15 protein-coding genes are annotated in these 17,550 nt (G+C 44.3%); 11 read left to right on the forward strand and 4 right to left on the reverse strand.

Features of this window, described 5'->3' with window-relative positions; genetic code table 11:
• Nucleotides 1-92 precede the first annotated feature (92 nt).
• A complete protein-coding gene (locus tag ABIB39_RS07930; protein WP_354428837.1) occupies nt 93-992 on the forward strand; it encodes an SDR family oxidoreductase in 900 nt (299 codons plus the stop codon).
• Between the two features lie 170 nt (nt 993-1,162).
• A complete protein-coding gene (locus ABIB39_RS07935) occupies nt 1,163-3,316 on the forward strand; it encodes a GH92 family glycosyl hydrolase (RefSeq protein ID WP_354428838.1) in 2,154 nt (717 codons plus the stop codon).
• A gap of 37 nt (nt 3,317-3,353) precedes the next feature.
• Here the strand turns inward: ABIB39_RS07935 and ABIB39_RS07940 are convergent, their stop codons facing one another.
• A complete protein-coding gene (locus tag ABIB39_RS07940; RefSeq protein ID WP_354428840.1) occupies nt 3,354-3,656 on the reverse strand; it encodes a hypothetical protein in 303 nt (100 codons plus the stop codon).
• A gap of 113 nt (nt 3,657-3,769) precedes the next feature.
• Between ABIB39_RS07940 and ABIB39_RS07945 the strand changes: the two genes are divergently transcribed.
• Together ABIB39_RS07945 and ABIB39_RS07950 are read left to right on the forward strand one after the other, a co-directional pair.
• Nucleotides 3,770-5,635 carry a M1 family metallopeptidase gene (locus ABIB39_RS07945; RefSeq protein WP_354428842.1) on the forward strand — a complete coding sequence of 622 codons (1,866 nt, stop codon included), beginning with the start codon at nt 3,770-3,772 and terminating at the stop codon, nt 5,633-5,635.
• Between the two features lie 212 nt (nt 5,636-5,847).
• Complete coding sequence (locus tag ABIB39_RS07950) at nt 5,848-6,441, forward strand: 2OG-Fe(II) oxygenase (protein ID WP_354428843.1); 594 nt, start codon at nt 5,848-5,850, stop codon at nt 6,439-6,441.
• Between the two features lie 9 nt (nt 6,442-6,450).
• Here ABIB39_RS07950 and ABIB39_RS07955 read toward each other — a convergent pair whose 3' ends face one another.
• A complete protein-coding gene (locus tag ABIB39_RS07955) occupies nt 6,451-7,701 on the reverse strand; it encodes a Na+/H+ antiporter (protein WP_354428845.1) in 1,251 nt (416 codons plus the stop codon).
• A 68-nt stretch (nt 7,702-7,769) separates the two neighbouring features.
• On the opposite strand from ABIB39_RS07955, the gene ABIB39_RS07960 reads away from it, so the two are divergent.
• Nucleotides 7,770-8,741, forward strand: a complete 972-nt coding sequence (locus ABIB39_RS07960) for a hypothetical protein (RefSeq protein WP_354428846.1) — start codon at nt 7,770-7,772, stop codon at nt 8,739-8,741.
• A gap of 76 nt (nt 8,742-8,817) precedes the next feature.
• Here ABIB39_RS07960 and ABIB39_RS07965 read toward each other — a convergent pair whose 3' ends face one another.
• Together ABIB39_RS07965 and ABIB39_RS07970 are read right to left on the reverse strand one after the other, a co-directional pair.
• Nucleotides 8,818-9,615 (reverse strand): DoxX family protein, encoded by a 798-nt coding sequence (locus ABIB39_RS07965; protein WP_354428848.1) that lies wholly within the window; start codon nt 9,613-9,615, stop codon nt 8,818-8,820.
• 78 nt (nt 9,616-9,693) lie between these two features.
• Nucleotides 9,694-10,302 carry a DUF1684 domain-containing protein gene (locus ABIB39_RS07970; RefSeq protein ID WP_354428850.1) on the reverse strand — a complete coding sequence of 203 codons (609 nt, stop codon included), beginning with the start codon at nt 10,300-10,302 and terminating at the stop codon, nt 9,694-9,696.
• 131 nt (nt 10,303-10,433) lie between these two features.
• Here ABIB39_RS07970 and ABIB39_RS07975 point away from each other — a divergent pair, with 131 nt between their 5' ends.
• The 6 genes from ABIB39_RS07975 to ABIB39_RS08000 all read left to right on the forward strand — a co-directional run bounded on the left by ABIB39_RS07975 (nt 10,434) and on the right by ABIB39_RS08000 (nt 17,499).
• A complete protein-coding gene (locus ABIB39_RS07975) occupies nt 10,434-11,669 on the forward strand; it encodes a hypothetical protein (protein ID WP_354428851.1) in 1,236 nt (411 codons plus the stop codon).
• Between the two features lie 10 nt (nt 11,670-11,679).
• Complete coding sequence (locus ABIB39_RS07980) at nt 11,680-12,102, forward strand: QcrA and Rieske domain-containing protein (protein WP_354428853.1); 423 nt, start codon at nt 11,680-11,682, stop codon at nt 12,100-12,102.
• Nucleotides 12,103-12,108: 6 nt separating this feature from the next.
• Nucleotides 12,109-13,176, forward strand: coding sequence for an imelysin family protein (locus ABIB39_RS07985; protein WP_354428854.1), 1,068 nt, complete (start codon nt 12,109-12,111; stop codon nt 13,174-13,176).
• Between the two features lie 26 nt (nt 13,177-13,202).
• Nucleotides 13,203-14,597, forward strand: coding sequence for a di-heme oxidoreductase family protein (locus ABIB39_RS07990; protein ID WP_354428855.1), 1,395 nt, complete (start codon nt 13,203-13,205; stop codon nt 14,595-14,597).
• A gap of 154 nt (nt 14,598-14,751) precedes the next feature.
• Nucleotides 14,752-16,188, forward strand: a complete 1,437-nt coding sequence (locus ABIB39_RS07995; RefSeq protein ID WP_354428857.1) for an FISUMP domain-containing protein — start codon at nt 14,752-14,754, stop codon at nt 16,186-16,188.
• Nucleotides 16,189-16,464: 276 nt separating this feature from the next.
• The gene (locus ABIB39_RS08000) at nt 16,465-17,499 is read left to right on the forward strand and encodes a LacI family DNA-binding transcriptional regulator (protein ID WP_354428859.1); all 1,035 of its coding nucleotides are present in this window, start codon (nt 16,465-16,467) and stop codon (nt 17,497-17,499) included.
• Nucleotides 17,500-17,550: the final 51 nt, after the last annotated feature.

The following is a 17,550-nucleotide window of genomic DNA, read 5'->3' on the forward strand; positions in this document are numbered from 1 at the left end:
TTAAAACGGTGACCTATGTCCTCGTTTTGCGGTTTCGCATTGGTGACCTTTGTATTGTTTAAAACAACAATCGTTTACCAAAAAATTAAAACATGCGTGTATTTGTTACCGGCGCAACGGGCTTTATCGGCTCGGCCATTGTAAAAGACTTAATTGAAGCAGGCCACCAGGTGCTTGGCCTCACCCGTTCAGATGAAGGAACAAAATCGCTTATCGCTGCAGGTGCCGAAGCGCATCGAGGTACTCTTGAAGACCTGGAGAGCCTGAAGAGCGGAGTAGCTGCCTGCGATGGCGTTATCCACACCGCTTTTATTCATGATTTCTCTAAATTTCAGGAAAACTGTGAAACCGACAGGCATGCCATAGCAGCCATGGGCGAGGTATTGGCGGGCACAAACAAACCGCTGATCGTTACATCGGGTACCGGGCTGGGCGCTTACGCACCCGGCGAAATGGCCTTAGAAAAAAATGTAGCTACCTCTAAAACTACGCACCACCCGCGTGTGGCGTCAGAAGAGGCCGCCGCCGCACTAACTGCAAAAGGTTTAAACGCGTCTATTATGCGCTTGCCTCCGTCCGTACATGATAAAGGCGACCAGGGTTTTGTACCGATGTTGATCGGGATCGCCCGCGAAAGAGGAATTTCGGCCTATATCAGCGATGGTAACAACCGCTGGCCCGCCGTGCACCGTTTAGATGCCGCCCGTTTATTCAGGCTGGCATTAGAAAAGGGCGAAGCAACAACCTACCATGCCGTTGGCGATGGAGGCATCCCCACCCGCCAGATCGCTGAAATAATTGGTAAGCACTTGAATTTGCCTGTTAAAAGTGTTTCTGCCGAAGATGCACCTGCCCATTTTGGCTGGTTTGCAGGTTTCTTTGGTTCTGATGTTCCCGCCTCGGCCAAATCAACCGAAGAACGTTTGAATTACAAGCCAAGCCACCCCGGCCTTATTGCAGACCTGGAAGAAGGGCATTATTTCGGGGCATAAAATTCTGTTCGTAAATAAGTAGGCCCCGAATATTATGCGGGGCTTACTTATTCTACAAATTAGCTTTGCCGATAATATTTCTTTAAAATAAAACTCGATGGTTTGGGGGATAAGCTCATAAATTGCATCTTATAATAAACCGGCGCACACCAATTACGCCGTATAAACCTATGATGAACAAATTTACAAAGTCTATTCTTTTGGCCTCGTTGGCGTTATTTACATTGGGGAACGTTGCCAATTCCCAAACGGTACAGTACACCAAATACGTAAATACCTTTATCGGTACCGCGCCACTTAACGACCCTAAAATATTAGGGTACGAGTTACCTAAAGACTGGCGTTCGTGGGCTGGTTTAACTTTCCCCGGCAGCTCGTTGCCAAACGCTATGGTGCAATTAAGCCCTATGACGGCCTACGGATCCGGCGCTGGTTATCAGTACGAAGATTCGGTTATCCTTGGGTTTACCCATACCAATAAAGGGCATTGGAACCTTTGTAATATCCCTATCCTGCCTATGTCAAACCGCAGCACTAAATTTGGTTCGAGGTTTAGCCACAAAAAAGAAAGTTCATCGCCAGGCTTTTACCAAGTTTATTTGGATGATTACGGCATCAACGTAAGTTTAACATCTACCCTAAGGGCGGGTTACCACAAATACGAGTTTAAGAATAACAAGAACCGCGAGATCCTTTTCGATCTGGGTAAAGCCAATAGCCGTGTAACTACATGGAAAATTGAGCAAGATGGCACCTCGGCGGTACAGGGTTTTCAGGGTGGCGAGAACGTATATTTCTATGCTACCCTAAACGCCAAAATTGAAAAGCTGGATAAAACGGATGAAGGTAAACGCACAGGTTACGCCATTTTGCATTTAGCTGATGGCAGCACCGGCCCGGTTGAATTGAAGATAGGTCTATCGTTCGTTAGCGTTAAAAACGCTAAGGAAAACCTGGAGAAAGAGATAGGCGCTAAAAGTTTTGAAGTGGTCCGTAAAGAGGCTAACCAGAAATGGGAAACGCTGCTATCAACCATACAAGTAAAGGGTGGTACGGCTAAACAAAGGGGTATGTTCTACTCATGCTTTTACAGGTCGTTTTTGTGGCCGGCGTTGCGAAGCGATATCAACGGCGATTATACCGATGCCAAGCATCAGGTAGGCAAAGTTGATTTTAATTATTATACCGAGCCATCGCTATGGGATACCTACCGCAATAAGGATGTGCTCTTAGGCCTGGTTACACCAAAGGTGACCCTAAATGTCATCAAATCTATGAAGGATGTAGGTGATAAAACCGGGTTCATCCCAACTTTTTTCCATGGAGATCATGGGGCATCTTCTATCGCGGGTGCTTATTTAAGGGGTATTACTGATTTTGATATACAAGGCACTTATAAAATTTTATTGAGGAACGCCAATGTAGACGGCGGTGCCCGTCCGTATATAAAAGAATATATAGAGAAAGGTTATATCTCTGATCCGGATATCGCGCACCCTGAAGTAGAAACCAAGGCAAAAGCGGGCGTTTCAAAGACATTAGAATACGCTTACGATGACTATTCGGTAGCACAGATAGCCAAAAAATTGGGCGATACGGCCAATTACCGCATCCTGATGGCGAGGTCGAAAAACTATAAAAATATGTTCGACCCGTCTACCCGTTTTATGCGCGGGCGATTGGATAATGGCGACTGGATAAAGCCGTTTGACCCGCAGCAACCTTATTACGAGTATATGTACCGCGAAGCAAATGCATGGCAGGTGTCGTTTTTTGCACCGCATGATATGCCGGGACTGATCAAACTATATGGCGGGCCAAAAGGTTTCGAATCCAAGCTGGATTCGTTATTTACTTTACCATGGAACCCTAAACACATTGCCCGCAACATAGAAACCATGGTGGGCCAATACTGCCAGGGCAACCAGCCGGACCATGAAGCACCTTTCGCTTATACTTTTATAGGTAAGCCCGAGAAAACCCAGAAAGTACTTGATAATATCCTAAATAACCTTTACGGCATAGGCGACGAAGGCCTGGAGTTAAGCGGTATGGATGATGCAGGCGAAATGTCGTCCTGGTATGTATTCAGCGCTATGGGTTTATACCCGTTCTCGGCAACCGACCCAAAGTACATCGTTACCGCGCCGTTGTTTGACGAGGTAAAATGGAAAACCAGCAGCGGTAAGGTGCTAACCATTACCAAACCCGGCAAGGGCAGGGGCATCACCGCCATTAAAGTGAACGGCAAGAAAATAAACGGTTATTTTGTATCGCACGATCTGTTTAAAACCGGTGGAAATATCAACATCGTAACCAAATAAAACGCATGCAGCCCATCCCATCGGATTGGCTTTTTGTTTACATTTTATCGCCTTTTATCAGTACAACCGATTCTATAGATTGCTCTTTCAGGTGCAGGAATTTTTTGCGTTCTTCATCCTTCATAAAATCTTGCAAGTCCTGCTCCGCCGTAAACTCCACTACGTGGATCTCGTAAGGATGTTTTGTATTGCTTGCTATGATGGTCTGTTTATCAGGTCGTATCCTTAGCAGCAACGTGCCGTTATATTTTGCTATCAGAGGTATAGCCACATCTTCAAACTGATGAAAAGCGGCTTCCTGCCCCGGCTTTATGTAGATGAGTTGTGTGATGTAAAGCATATGAAGTAAGTTTTAGGGTTAAACTTATTAAATTTTTAGCTTTCTTTTATTTCCCGACGCTCTAAACTAATGGCTTAGCTTTGTCGTTATAAAGGGCCATCACAATTTATCTTATGCTTAATAAAATACCTGTTGCTGTATTATTGCTCCTTTTTGTTGTTTTTACAGCCACGGCGCAGCAACTGCCTATTGCTACCAATATAAAAAAGGCATATATCAATAGTACCCGTAGCAACAACGGTGCCCCCGGCAAAAGCTACTGGCAAAATACGGCCGACTACACCATTAAAATAAAATTCGACCCGCAAACCCGCGAGTTAAAAGGCACCGTTGGTATCGATTATATAAACAACAGCCCCGATACGCTTAAATCTATCCTGTTCAAATTATATCCCAACGTTTTCCAAAAAAGTTCGCCAAAGGCTATTGCTATCGCTGCAGAAGATCAAATAGATGGCGTGGAAATCGAGCGTATCAGCCGCGATGGGGAATTGCCCGATTCAACAAAGCTTAGCATACGTGGTACAAATATGATTGTCCGCGGTAAAAAGCTACTGCCGGGTGCAAAAGCGCATTTCGATATTACCTACGCTTACACGCTTAATAAAGGCTCGTTCTTCCGTACAGGGCAAATAGATAGCGGCGCGTTTTTTTTGGCTTATTTCTTCCCGAGGATAGCCGTTTACGATGATATTGATGGATGGAACACGTACCCCTACACAGGGCAGGTAGAATTTTATAACGATTACGGGCACTTTAATGTTGATATTACTGTACCGGGCAATTACCAGGTTTGGGCAACCGGCGACTTAAAAAATCAGCATGAGGTTTACCAACCCAAATTTGCAGCGCTGATCGATAAAGCAGGCGTTAGCGACAGCGTTATCAATATTATCACTCCTGCCGATATTAAAGCAGGCAACATCACCCGGAACAGTAAATTAAACAATTGGAAGTTTGAGGCCGATAACGTTACTGATTTTGCCTTTGGCATTAGTAATCACTATGTGTGGAAGTCGACGAGTTTGGTGGTTGACCCGGCAACCCAAAGGCGTACACGGGTAGATGCCGTTTACAACCCGGAGCATAAAACGTATGAACCGATAATCGGCTACGCCCGCAAAACGGTGGAGGCTATCAGCTATAAATTCCCGCAGGTGCCATATCCATATCCGCACGAAACGGTGTTTGATGGGCCCGACGAAATGGAGTTCCCGATGATGGTGGATAATAAGCCTTTCGAGCGTACCAAAGATGCTATCCAACTTACCGCGCACGAGATCTTCCACACTATATTTCCGTTTTATGTAGGCGTTAACGAAACCAAATATTCATTTATGGACGAGGGCTGGGCAACCATGGCCGAGTTTTATCTGCACCCGATGATTGACACTACTATCCCGGTAGATTATGATATGAGCGACATTAACACCCAATCGGGCACCGAAACCGATTTGCCGGTAATGGCGCTTACGCCGCAACTTGCCGGTGCCGCTCGCTTTATGGATAAAGACCAAAAGCCTGCCCTCGCGTACCTGTATGTAAAAGAAATGCTGGGCGATAAATTATTCCTGAAAGCCCTGCACTATTACATCGACAACTGGAAAGGCAAACACCCCACCCCATACGATTTTTTCAACAGCATCAACACCGGATCTGGCGTTAACTTAAACTGGTTTTGGAAAAACTGGTTCTTTGAAAAAGGTGTGCCCGACTTAGCTATTGGCAAGGTTATACATACAGGTAAAAACCACACAGTTACCGTTAGTAATTTAGGGACTGAAGCAGTACCGATCCATCTTGACGTTTTTTACAGCGATGGAAGTAAAGAAACGCTGACCAAAACAATTGCATGCTGGGCAACAGGTGCTAAATCGGTTACGCTTAATTTTGCGGCTAAAAAACCTGTAAAAAATATGGTATTAGGCACCGCTTATGACGCCGATAATGATAAAAGTAATAATAGCTGGAAGCCCTGAGCTAAGTATAATCGATAACAAAAAACATGCGAAATGCCATCAAATGTTCACGTTCACGGCCGTGAACGCAAGCAAGTATTTTCAAATAACTGATTGTTAGCGCATTGTGTTTTTTGCTAACTGACAAAATGGTGCCACCACTTTATATTGATAAAACTATATAAAGCAAATAAGCTGTAATGGCGCGCTTATTAAGTGTACCTTACTGCAATTTGGAAATCATCTTCAACGAACTTATAGATAGTTACCTGGCCACCAACGTAGGTACAGTTAAAAACTTCCTCACTAAAGCCTTATCTGCCCACCTTGTAAATAATATTGACGCGCTTTATGCCGGCGACAAATTACTCGCAGCCGGTACAGGCAATAATAAACTGGTAAACCATGATATGCTGGTACGTGGCGATAAGATCTATTGGCTGGACAGGGTGCACAACGATATACACGAGAATAGTTTTTTTGATGTGATGGATAGCTTTGTAACTCATTTAAACAGCAGTTGCTATGCGGGGATAACCGGCTATGAGTTCCACTACACGCTTTACGAAAAAGGAAGTTATTATAAACGCCACCTTGATAATTTTAAGCAGAACGGAACGCGGGCTTTCTCCATGATTATATACCTGAATACCGAGGTTGATGGCGGCTCTTTGCGTATTTACCAGGGCAATGAATCGCAGGATATTACTCCAAACTCGGGTAAAAGCGTATTCTTTAAAAGCACCGAACTGGAGCACGAAGTTTTGATAACTAACCTGCCGCGGATGAGCATTACAGGATGGTTGAAGGTTGCTGCTGTAAATTAGTTGTAAAGGTTAACCATCTTCGGTTTTCAACTTTTTAACCAGCCATGGTAAGCTTAAACCTTGCCCTATCAGCGTAAACAATACCACCACTACAGATATAAAGATGATTGCATTGCGCTCGGGGAACGGTCGGCCATCTGCAAGGGTAACAGGCAAACCTATCGCGATAGCTAAGGAAACTATCCCCCGCATGCCCGACCAACTGATGATCAAACTGTTCTTAAAATCGAGCAATGCGTCTTCGGTGATCTTCCCTTTGCCTTTTTTAAAGGCTTGCTGCAAGTTGAACTTTTGCGAAAACACGCGTGCCATCCTCAACAATAAAGCAATAACGGTAATTGCAAATGCATAGCCTACATATGGCCATATCATGGCGCTATCCATGCTTTTTATTACAAGCGGAAATTGCAAGCCGATGAGGATAAATATCAAACCGTTCAATAAAAAGATGATGATATCCCAAATGGATTTAGACTGGTCTTTCAGTTTCTGCGGAAAAACCATTTGGCTTAAACGGGCTATGGATAAACCCAATAACACTACAGCCATCACGCCCGATACATGTAATTCTTCGGCAATTAGATAAGTTACAAACGGCATCAGCAACATAAAACCAACGGTTGCCATTATGTTGCGATGGATCCGTTTAAGTATAAAACCTAAAATAGCGCCCATTGCCATACCTACCAACACACCACCCACCATCAGTATAACAAATTGTAAGGTGGCGCTCCAAAACATAAAAGCTGTACCCGTAACTGCAGCTACTGCAAAGCGGTAAGCGACCAGTGCCGAGGCATCGTTTACTAAGCTTTCGCCTTCTAAAATAGTGTTGGTACTATGCGAGAGGCCAAGTCCTTTAGTGATGCTCATGGCAGCTACAGCGTCGGTTGCGGATAAGATGGCACCCAGCACGAATGCCAGCGGCCAGGTCATGCCGGGGATGATGTAATGTGCAAACACCGCGATGCCTGATGCAGTTAAAAATACCAGCGAAATTGCCAGCGCGCCTATGGTATTGATATTTGTTGTGAATGTTTTAAAAGAGATATTAAAAGCGGCATCATAAAGCAAAGGCGGTAAAAATATCAGGAAAATAATGTCTGGATTGAGCGCTATATGCGGCAGCGAAGGGATAAATCCCACACCGATACCGGCTACAATTAGTAATACAGGGTAGGGTAGTTTTATCTTGTCGGCAATTGCCGACAGGCCTATCATAATGGCAAGGATAAATATTACGATGCTGTAGTTTTCCATACTTTGCGCTAAAGTAACACTAATCAAACAAAATGACTATTTTAGCACGTACCTCAAAATCAGTATAAATGGCAATGCTTAAACGTATTTTATTAGCAGTTACTTTTGCAATAATACTATTTACCCAAACTGCAGAGGCACAAAAAGAGCACCCCGATACTGTAAAGGCAGGCGTTTATATCACCAGCATCCACGACATCAATTTTAAAGATAAAGAGTACACCGTAAGCCTTTGGTTATGGCTAAAGTATAAGAACAAGAAATTCGATTTTTTGCATAACCTGGAGGTGCCGCAGGCTAAAACCGTTACCCAATCTTACTCCACGGTGGATTCGAGCGATAACAAGGTCTATATCCTGATGAAATTACAATGTGTTATGAAAGATTCATGGGCGATAGACAATTTTCCTTTCGATAAGCAGAAATTGCGCTTCTCTATAGAAAATTCGCAGTTTGACTCAGAGTCGCTTGTGTTTGCCGCTGATACTTTGGGTAAGGCGTTCGACCCAAGGTTTGTACTTAGGGGATGGAACATCGATAGCCTGAATATTACAACCGGCATTAAAAAATACGAAACCGCTTTTGGCGATGACAGCATGGCCAAGCCCCATACCGAATACAGTAATTTTAAAGTCCGCCTAACGGTTGCCCGCGATGCGATGGGCCTGTTCTGGAAAATGTTTCTGGGGATGTACGTTGCCTTCCTTATCGCCTACATGTGTTTTTATATCCATACGGATAGCATCGATTCGAGGTTTGGCCTGAGCGTGGGCGCTTTGTTTGCGGTGATTGGTAACAAGTACATCGTCGATTCCGCCCTGCCCGAATCCACCACCTTCACACTGGTAGATACTTTGCACGGGCTTACGTTATTGTTTATCCTATCGGTAATTATCGGTACGTCATACTCCCTTAAACTCATCAAGTGCAACCAGGTAGAAAAGGCCAAAAAGTTTGATTTTGTAGCTGCCCAGGTTTTGCTGGTTACTTACGTTGTACTTAACGCCTGGTTTATTTTTGAAGCCACAAGGGTAAAATAAACGTCCCACCGATACATCAAACTACTCTAACGCGAAGTAGTTGGAAGGGAACTTTATAAACACGGTTAGCAAGATGTTAACCCTTTTTTGTTTTCGACCTTGCCGTTATAGGGATAACATTTGTTTTATTCACCAAGGCCAATACAAACGCACCACAGCTAAAGGCCAAAGCCTCAAATGCGCTTATGATCTCGTTACCGTTTAGGCCGTGCGGATCGGCCAGGGCGCGGGGAATGTGGAGCATCACAAACCAGATCAAGATCATAATACCAAGCAACTGTGCTGCAAGCCTGCGTTTGATATTTAATATAATGCCAAGCCCCGCGGCAATAAGCGCTGTGCCCGTAAGATAAGTCCAGAACAGGTGGCCGGGCAGGCCTTTAGGTACCAGGTTTTTCACAAAATCGGCATACACAAAATGTTCTACACCAAATACCAGCATGGTTATAGCCAGGAAATATTTACCTGCAGGTAAGATGCCCTCAAACCCGGTGGTGTAATTGCCCTGCGGTAATGCCGATGCTATAATAAAGCAACACCCGCTTAGCGCAAATATTTTAAGGCTGTTGGCCCAGCTACCCAAGAATTTGGGCGTGGTTAAAAATTGATTTGGTATATGGAATATGACGAGTAATAGCAGGAACAGCAACCCCAGATAAATAGCGGCAGGCCGTGCCTTGTTATCAACTATAACGAATACTGCTATAGTTGCCAGTACAACGCTGCCCACCCAAACGGCAAGCTTTGAAGTAGCGATATCTGCAGGCCAGGGAATAATGACCGGCATAAAGGTTGAAAACACAACTTGTTGTATAGCAATGGCAACGATGGACAGCGCAAAAAGCACACGCCATACTTTAACAGGGTTTTGCATGATAAGGAAAAAAATCTATAATTGGTTTACCTACGCAATTTACAAATTTGCCAAACTATTCATAAAAGAATATTGTGCCTATTGGCGATGCTTTTTCTCCCCTGTAAACTTTTTTTCACCTGCCTCAACCTTTAGCTTTAAATTATTTTCTTCGGGCGGCATGGGGCATTGGTAACCATCGCTGTAGGCGCAGTAGGGGTTGTAGGCTTTATTGAAATCGATAGTTACGTGCCCGTCTTTTATATCGCCGGTTTTAAGATCAATATAGCGGCCGCCACCATAAGTTTCGGCGTTATTCGTATCATCTGTAAAGGGTAAAAACAAATAATCAACCAACGAAGGTACGTTGGCAAACGACACGTTTTTGTAGATGTACAGTTGATAAGGCTTGCCTCCGAGCGCAAATTTTAACAGGGCATATTTTACATAGGCCTGCCTTGCGCCATCAAACGTCGAGATTTGAAAAGTAGTTTGATGGGTTAATACCTCTGCAACAGCATTAACACGATAGGTGCTGTCCGCATCAAAAAACTGCAGGTTAACAAGGTCGGCTTTCTTTAGGGGCGAATGATTATCGGTAACAAAGTCGTTTTTGTAGCTCTCCCGATGCGCGGCAAGCTGCGTCTTATAGTCTTGTGCAATGCTGTTAGTGCTTATTAATATTAAAAGATAAAGAAGGTATTTCATGCATGTTTTTAATGAGTTACTAATGTATAAAATGAATAGCGATATGGCAATCGTAATCAATTTTTAACTGTTCGTTATTTTTAATTAGAATTAATCCAAATAAGAATTATATTTGGGGCCAAATAAACGCTATGCAATTAAAGAAATTTACTTTCATTATATTTTTAATAACGGTGTGTTACGCAGGCAAAACATCGGCACAGGTTTTAACCCAGGAAGATTCACTTTCGGCCGGGTTGATATACAAACAACAGGCAACCGTTATATCAGGTTACGGCGAAGCTAAGTATAGCATCGATACCAAGCGCAAAAGCGCAGAAGCCAGCCTAAAGCGTGTAGTTTTGTTTTTAGGCCATAAATTCAACAATAAAATTTCACTGTTTACCGAGCTTGAAGTTGAAGATGCCTTAGTAGCTAACGGAGGCACCAGCAGCGGCCTCGGCGAGATTTCTATGGAGCAGGCTTTCCTGAAATTCAACTTAAATCCAAACACGTATTTAGTGGCCGGTTTATTTGTACCGAGGGTGGGTTTTATAAACGAGAACCACTTGCCAACCACCTTTAATGGTGTAGACAGGCCATTTTTGGAAGAGCAAATAATTCCTTCAACCTGGCGCGAAGTAGGTGTGGGCCTTTACGGGCAATTCACTCAGATCCCAGGGCTTAATTATAGTGTATCCTTAACTAACGGCTTAAATTCGCAAGGTTTTAGCAGTGCCAATGGTATTGGCGATGGCAGGCAGCTTGGCCAGGCCACTAACGGGATGAACCTTGGTATTAACGCATCCCTGTTATATTACATAAACGATTTCAGGATCCAGGCGTCGGGCTACTATGGTGGATCGACCGCTAAAGAACAGCGTGTGGCGGATAGTTTACAACTAAGCTCGGGTGCTTTTGGTAACCCGGTAAGTTTAGGCGAGATGAACGTGCAATACGCTAAATCGGGTATTACGGTACGCGCTATTGGTACCATCGTCAATATAAAAAATGCCGATGCCATTAACAGGGCATTTGCAAATAACACCCCGCAAACCATGTACGGTGGCTATGCCGAGGTAGGTTACGACCTGCTTTATCCAACCTACAAAGGCGAGAAGGCATTTATCCTTTTTGGCCGTTACGAGTATGTCAACTTAAACGGGAAGATCCCATCTAACGGGTTAGAGAACAAGGCGAACGAAAAACATTATATCGTAGCCGGGGTCACTTACAAACCCATTAGGGGCATAGCAATAAAAGGCGATTACGTGCACCGCAGTACCGGCGACTTTAACCAGGCGCTTGTTGTAACGCCGTTCCCGCAGCAGGTACCGTATTTTAAAAACAATGGCTTTGTAAATTTGGGTGTAGCCTACAATTTCTAAATAGAAAGATATGAGCAGCAGGAGAAGCTTTATAAAATCGGGATGTGCGGCGTGTGTTTTAGCGGCTTCGGGCGTCTCCATGCTGGAGTCGTGCTCAACGCCATTGCCAATGGTTAAAGCAACCGGCGCAAATGCAGGTACAGTTGAGGTAGCTACAAACAGCTTTACTGCCGGCAATATGGTGGTAGTACGTGCCAAACAATTAGAATATGATATCCTGCTGATTAAAAATAGCGAGGGTTACAAAGCGCTTTATTTAAGGTGCACACATGAAGGTGTTGGCCTTACGCCGGCCGCCAATAAAATATTTTGCAGCGCCCATGGCAGTATTTTCGACCTGGATGGGAAAGTTGTTAAAGAGCCCGCCCTGCGCCCGTTAAAAACCTATCAAACAGAGGTTATCAAAAATCAAATCATCATCCACTTAAGTTAAATATATATGAATAAATCTATCAAAAAAACGCTTGCGCTGGTATTGCCGCTTACTTTGCTTGGCTTATCATGTTCAAAGAACGCCCCGACCGATAACAACACAGATTCGGCTACACTTAAAACAGAAGTATTGGCTAATATATCTGCAAACGTTTGTGCAGCATCGTACGAAGATATGTATGCAAAAACACAGGAGCTGCAAATTGCGGTCACTGCTTTAAACACTACCCCAACTGATGCCAACCTGGCAACGGCCCGTACAAAATGGAAAGCCATCCGTACCACATGGGAGCAAACTGAGGCCTGGTTGTTTGGCCCGGTAGAATCAAATAATATCGATCCGCGTATCGATACATGGCCGGTAGATTTTAATGCTCTTAACACTATTATAAACGGAACAGATGTGCTTAACGAGGCTTATGTAGATGGCCTTGATGACGCTTTAAAAGGTTTCCACCCGATTGAGTTTATCCTTTGGGGCCAAAACGGTACCAAAACAGCCGCGCAACTAAAACCGCGCGAAAAGGAATTTTTAGCCGCCCTTACCCAAAACCTTGTAAAACTAAGCCTGGAAGTAAGAGATGTATGGGCAAGCGGTTACAAAGACCAATTGGCTAAAGCCGGTAGTGGGTCTAACGAGTTTACTACACAACAGGCTGCTTTTGTACAAATTGCTGATGCCATGAGTGGTATTGCGGGCGAAGTAGGCGACTCTAAGATAAAAGAACCGTTTGACGCGCAAAATCCATCTTTAGAAGAAAGCCCTTTCGCTAAAAACTCTATTACCGACTTTACCAACAACATCAAGGGTATAATGGTTATTTACCAGGGCAATTTTACTGCTGATGGTAAAGGTGTTGAAGATATTGTTCGTGCTAACAACCTATCGTTAGATAGCGAGATCAAGAGCAAGCATGCTGCTGCCCTTGCTGCTTTACAGGCAATTGATAAACCTTTTGGCGAAGCGATAATATCTGAACAATCTAAAGTGCAAAACGCGATGACCAAGGTTGGCGAACTTGCCACAGTTATCGACGAGAAATTAAAACCATTTTTGGTACAATACACCAAATAACTTATAGGAAGAGGATAGCATCCAACATGAGAAAAACTACTATAGCTGTATTATTTATTCTTGCTACGATGGTTGCTTTGCAGGTAGCATGCAGGAAAGCTGATAGTATCCCGCAAACAGAAAACCCGGATAGTGAGTGGTTAAGCGGCGGTAGCCAAACCGCGTTTGACCAGGGAAGCGGTGCATTTTCGCATGCTTTTTCATCCCTGCCGGGGCACCTTTTACGGATCCACGAAATTGGCGACGGGCAGTTTAACGCGACATTTGTATCGGCACCAGCCCCGTTAAACCCGGGGTTAGGGCCAATATTTAATAACGTATCCTGTGGGTCGTGCCACGTGTCTGACGGGCGCGGTAAAGTGCCCGGTTTGGGTGAGTCGGCGGCAAATATGCTGTTCAGGCTAAGCATCCCCGGCGAGGGCGAGCACGGTAACCCGGTGCCTGTCCCCGGTTACGGCGATCAGTTGCAAACCCGTTCCCTGTTAAACAAACAACGCGAAGGGGATGTAGCCATCACCTATACAGAAACCGTTTATAAGTTTGCCGATGGCAGCACGTATTCGTTAAGGGCGCCTACTTATACTTTTAATAGCCTGTACACTACCATGCCGGGTAACGTTATGTTATCGCCACGTGTGGCAGCGCCGGTATTTGGCTTAGGCTTATTAGAGGCCATTACCGATAACACCATCCTTGGCAATGCGGATCCTGGCGATAAAGACGGCGATGGCATAAGTGGTAAAGCCAATATGGTTTGGGATGTGCTTAAAAGCCAAAAGGTATTGGGTCGTTTTGGTTGGAAGGCAAATCAGTCAAGCTTGTTACAGCAGGTAGGCGCGGCTTACAATGGCGATATTGGTATCACCAATTTTATATTCCCTAAAGAAAGCAGCGATGGCCAAACCCAATTTGACAGCGACCCTAACAGCAAAACATACGAATTGACGGATAGCCTTTTACACAGCGTACAATTTTATGTGCGCACCCTGGCAGTACCTGTTCGCCGCAGCGTTACCGATGCGCAAGTAGTGCAGGGCAAAGGCTTATTTATCTCTGCCGGATGTATTAAATGCCACAAGGCGGATATGCGTACCGGGGTGGATGTTAGCCTGCCGCAGGTAAGTAACCAACTCATCCATCCGTTTACCGATCTGCTGTTGCATGATCTTGGCACCGGCCTTGCCGATAACCGCCCCGATTTTTTAGCGACAGGTACCGAGTGGCGCACAGCACCATTATGGGGCATCGGCCTTACCCAAAAAGTGAACGGGCACACAAACTTTTTACATGACGGCCGCGCGCGTAACCTAACCGAAGCCATTATGTGGCATGGCGGCGAAGCGCTATCAGCCAAGAACAAAGTGAACAATATGTCGAAGATTGAGCGAGCCGCGCTTATCGCGTTTGTAGAATCGTTATAATGATGAATTAAAGCCCTTTTGAGAGCCTTTAGCTATTTGCTAAGGGCTTTTTATTACGCAGATAATATGTTATTGCCCGCTGAAAGATGTGGCGATAAAAAATTATCTTTGGGCCGCCTTAAAGCATTGATATATAGGCATTGTAATTTATTTGATGAAACGATTTTACAAAACAATTTTACTGGCATCTATTTGTTTTATAATTGTTGCCTGCACCAAAAGCATTGAGTACAAACAGCAAACAACGGTAATGACCAATTTTGCCGTGCCTCACAAAATGTTTGAAGATGTTCCGTTTGCAATCACGCCACCGCAAACTAACAGCACTTCACCCATAACTTATAAAAGTAGCGATGCAAGTGTAGCAACGGTAAATGGGTCAACCATAAAAATTACAGGTGTGGGCAGCACCATAATAACCGCTTCGCAAGAAGCATCAGATAAATTTACCGCGGCATTTATCACCGCAACATTAGATGTAAATACCACGCGGTCTTCCATAACAGGCTTTACTATTGGGGCAAAACTTACTACCGATGCCCCCTTTGTTATAACAGCACCTAAAAGCAACAGTGCCGGTAACTTTACTTACGAGAGCAGTAACGCCGCTGTAGCAACGGTAAGCGGCAACAAAATCACCATAAAAGGTGCGGGTACCACCCAAATACGGGCAGAACAGGCCGCTGCGGGTAACTATGGCATTGGCGTAGCAACAGCCACACTAACTGTTAGTGCAGTAAAGCCTACAATAACAGGCTTTACTATATCGGCAAAACTTACTACCGATGCGCCTTTTGTTTTAACAAAGCCAACAAGTAACAGCAAAGGCGCCTTTATCTACACAAGTAGTGATATTACTGTAGCAACAGTAAGCGGTGATAAAGTTACTATCAAAGGTGCAGGTGTGGCCGAGATAAAGGCAGAGCAAGCCGCTGCAGGTAACTATTCCGCAGGCGCGGCAACAGCTACTTTGACAGTTACACCGCCGCCGCCTGTATATGGCAGCATGACGGATGTTGACGGCAATGTTTACAAAACGGTAAAAATTGGCAAACAGACCTGGATGGCAGAAAACCTGAAAGTTACCCATTATAGGGATGGTGCGGGGCTACCTAATATAACCGATGAAAAAGGTTGGCGAAACACCCTCAACGGTGCTTGGTGCGATTATAAAAACGATAAAAGTAATGGTGGCGTTTATGGCTTGCTTTATAATTGGTATGCAATTGCTAACACACACCAGTTGGCGCCTAAAGGATGGCATATACCTACAGAAAACGAATGGTGGATACTTTATCAGAATGTAGGCAACTCGCGCGAAACTGGTATAAAGATGCGTGAGAAAGGCACCAAACACTGGGCGGCAGATATAGGCACTAACGAAACCGGTTTTACAGCCTTAGGCGGCGGCGGGAGAGTGTTTGTTGTTGAGGGCGAGTTTGCTAATTTTGGTTATTGGGCTTATTGGTGGACAGCTACCGAAAAAAGTAGTAATGCTGCCAAAAATATTGATTTTTACGTTAAGGGATATTTTGATTTTGCAGATAAGCCTAAAGCAGATGGCCTATCTATAAGATGTATTAAAGATTAAAGTAATTATAATAATTTATAATTAGCGGGCTGCCCTAAAGGGAGTCCGCTTTTTTGTCAGTGTAAAATTTAAATCAACGTCATTTTTTTTGTCATTAATTGTGGCAGTAAAAGCGGCAGCAATAGGGCAGTACTATATTATCGCAACGCAACCCCATGTTGATGTAAAGACCAGACGGTTAACATCTCCTTTATCCTTTCAGCAAACCGGTAAATTGTTAGCTTTACAATTAATATAGTACTTTAGCCAATATAAGTACTGCTCCACCAGCAACACATGTCGAACAATAAGTTACCTACTATTAAAGAGATAGCCAAGCGGCTCAATGTATCTGCATCTACCGTATCGCGGGCGCTGCACGATCATCCGAGTATTGGTTTGGTAACTACTATGCGGGTGCACAAAGTAGCAAAGGAGCTTGGGTACGAGGCCAATAAAATGGCCATCTATTTTAAGGAGCGTAAAACCTATACTATAGGTGTTATTATCCCTGATCTTTCTGAACCATTTTTCTCGGCCGCGCTAACCGGTGTAGAGGATGCCGCCGAAGCCAGTAACTACAACGTTATTATCGGGCAATCGCTTGATAACTTTGAGCGCGAGAAAAAAATAGTGGAGAACATGAAAGACCACCGGGTAGATGGCGTCCTGGTATCGCTTACCAAAGAAACTTCCACTTACGAACATTTCGACAGCCTGAAAAAATACAACATCCCTGTGGTGTTTTTTGACAGGGTACCTAACCGCAAAGATATAAACTACGTAGCCTGTAACCTGGTATCGGGCATGTTGCAGGCCATCACCAAACTGGTTGGTATTGGTCATAGCCGCATCGGCTTAATTAATGGCCCCGCTAAACTGGCGGCTACGCTGCAAAGGCTGGAGATTTATTTCCGTTGTTTGAAAGAGAATAGCCTGCCGATGGATCAGGACATTATTGTATCTACCACGCTCGCCAAAGCCGATAATGTTAAGGCGATAGATAAACTGCTTGGTTTAGAAGAACCGCCCACCGCCGTTATTGTATTTAACGATTATGTTTTGCTGGATTGCATTGCAGCAGTAAAAGCGGCCGGCCTTGTAGTGAATAAAGATATCAGCTTTATTAGCTTTGCCAACCTGCCTATTTGGGAGTATATGGATAGCGTGCCTTTAGGGTCAATAGAGCAATTTGCAAACAAGCAATCTTCGATGGCCGCGGGTTTCCTTTTCGAGTTAATAAATAATGCAATGCAGCCCAACGCCTCAGAGTTGCCCTTATTACAACATATCATCGATTCGGAGATGATAGATTACTCTTCTGCCAAATAATTAACCCTCCTTTTTGTGTTAACCAAATATTAAATGGTGTTAATGGCCTTT

The sequence above is a fragment of the Mucilaginibacter sp. UYP27 genome (assembly GCF_040547175.1).
Taxonomy (GTDB): domain Bacteria; phylum Bacteroidota; class Bacteroidia; order Sphingobacteriales; family Sphingobacteriaceae; genus Mucilaginibacter.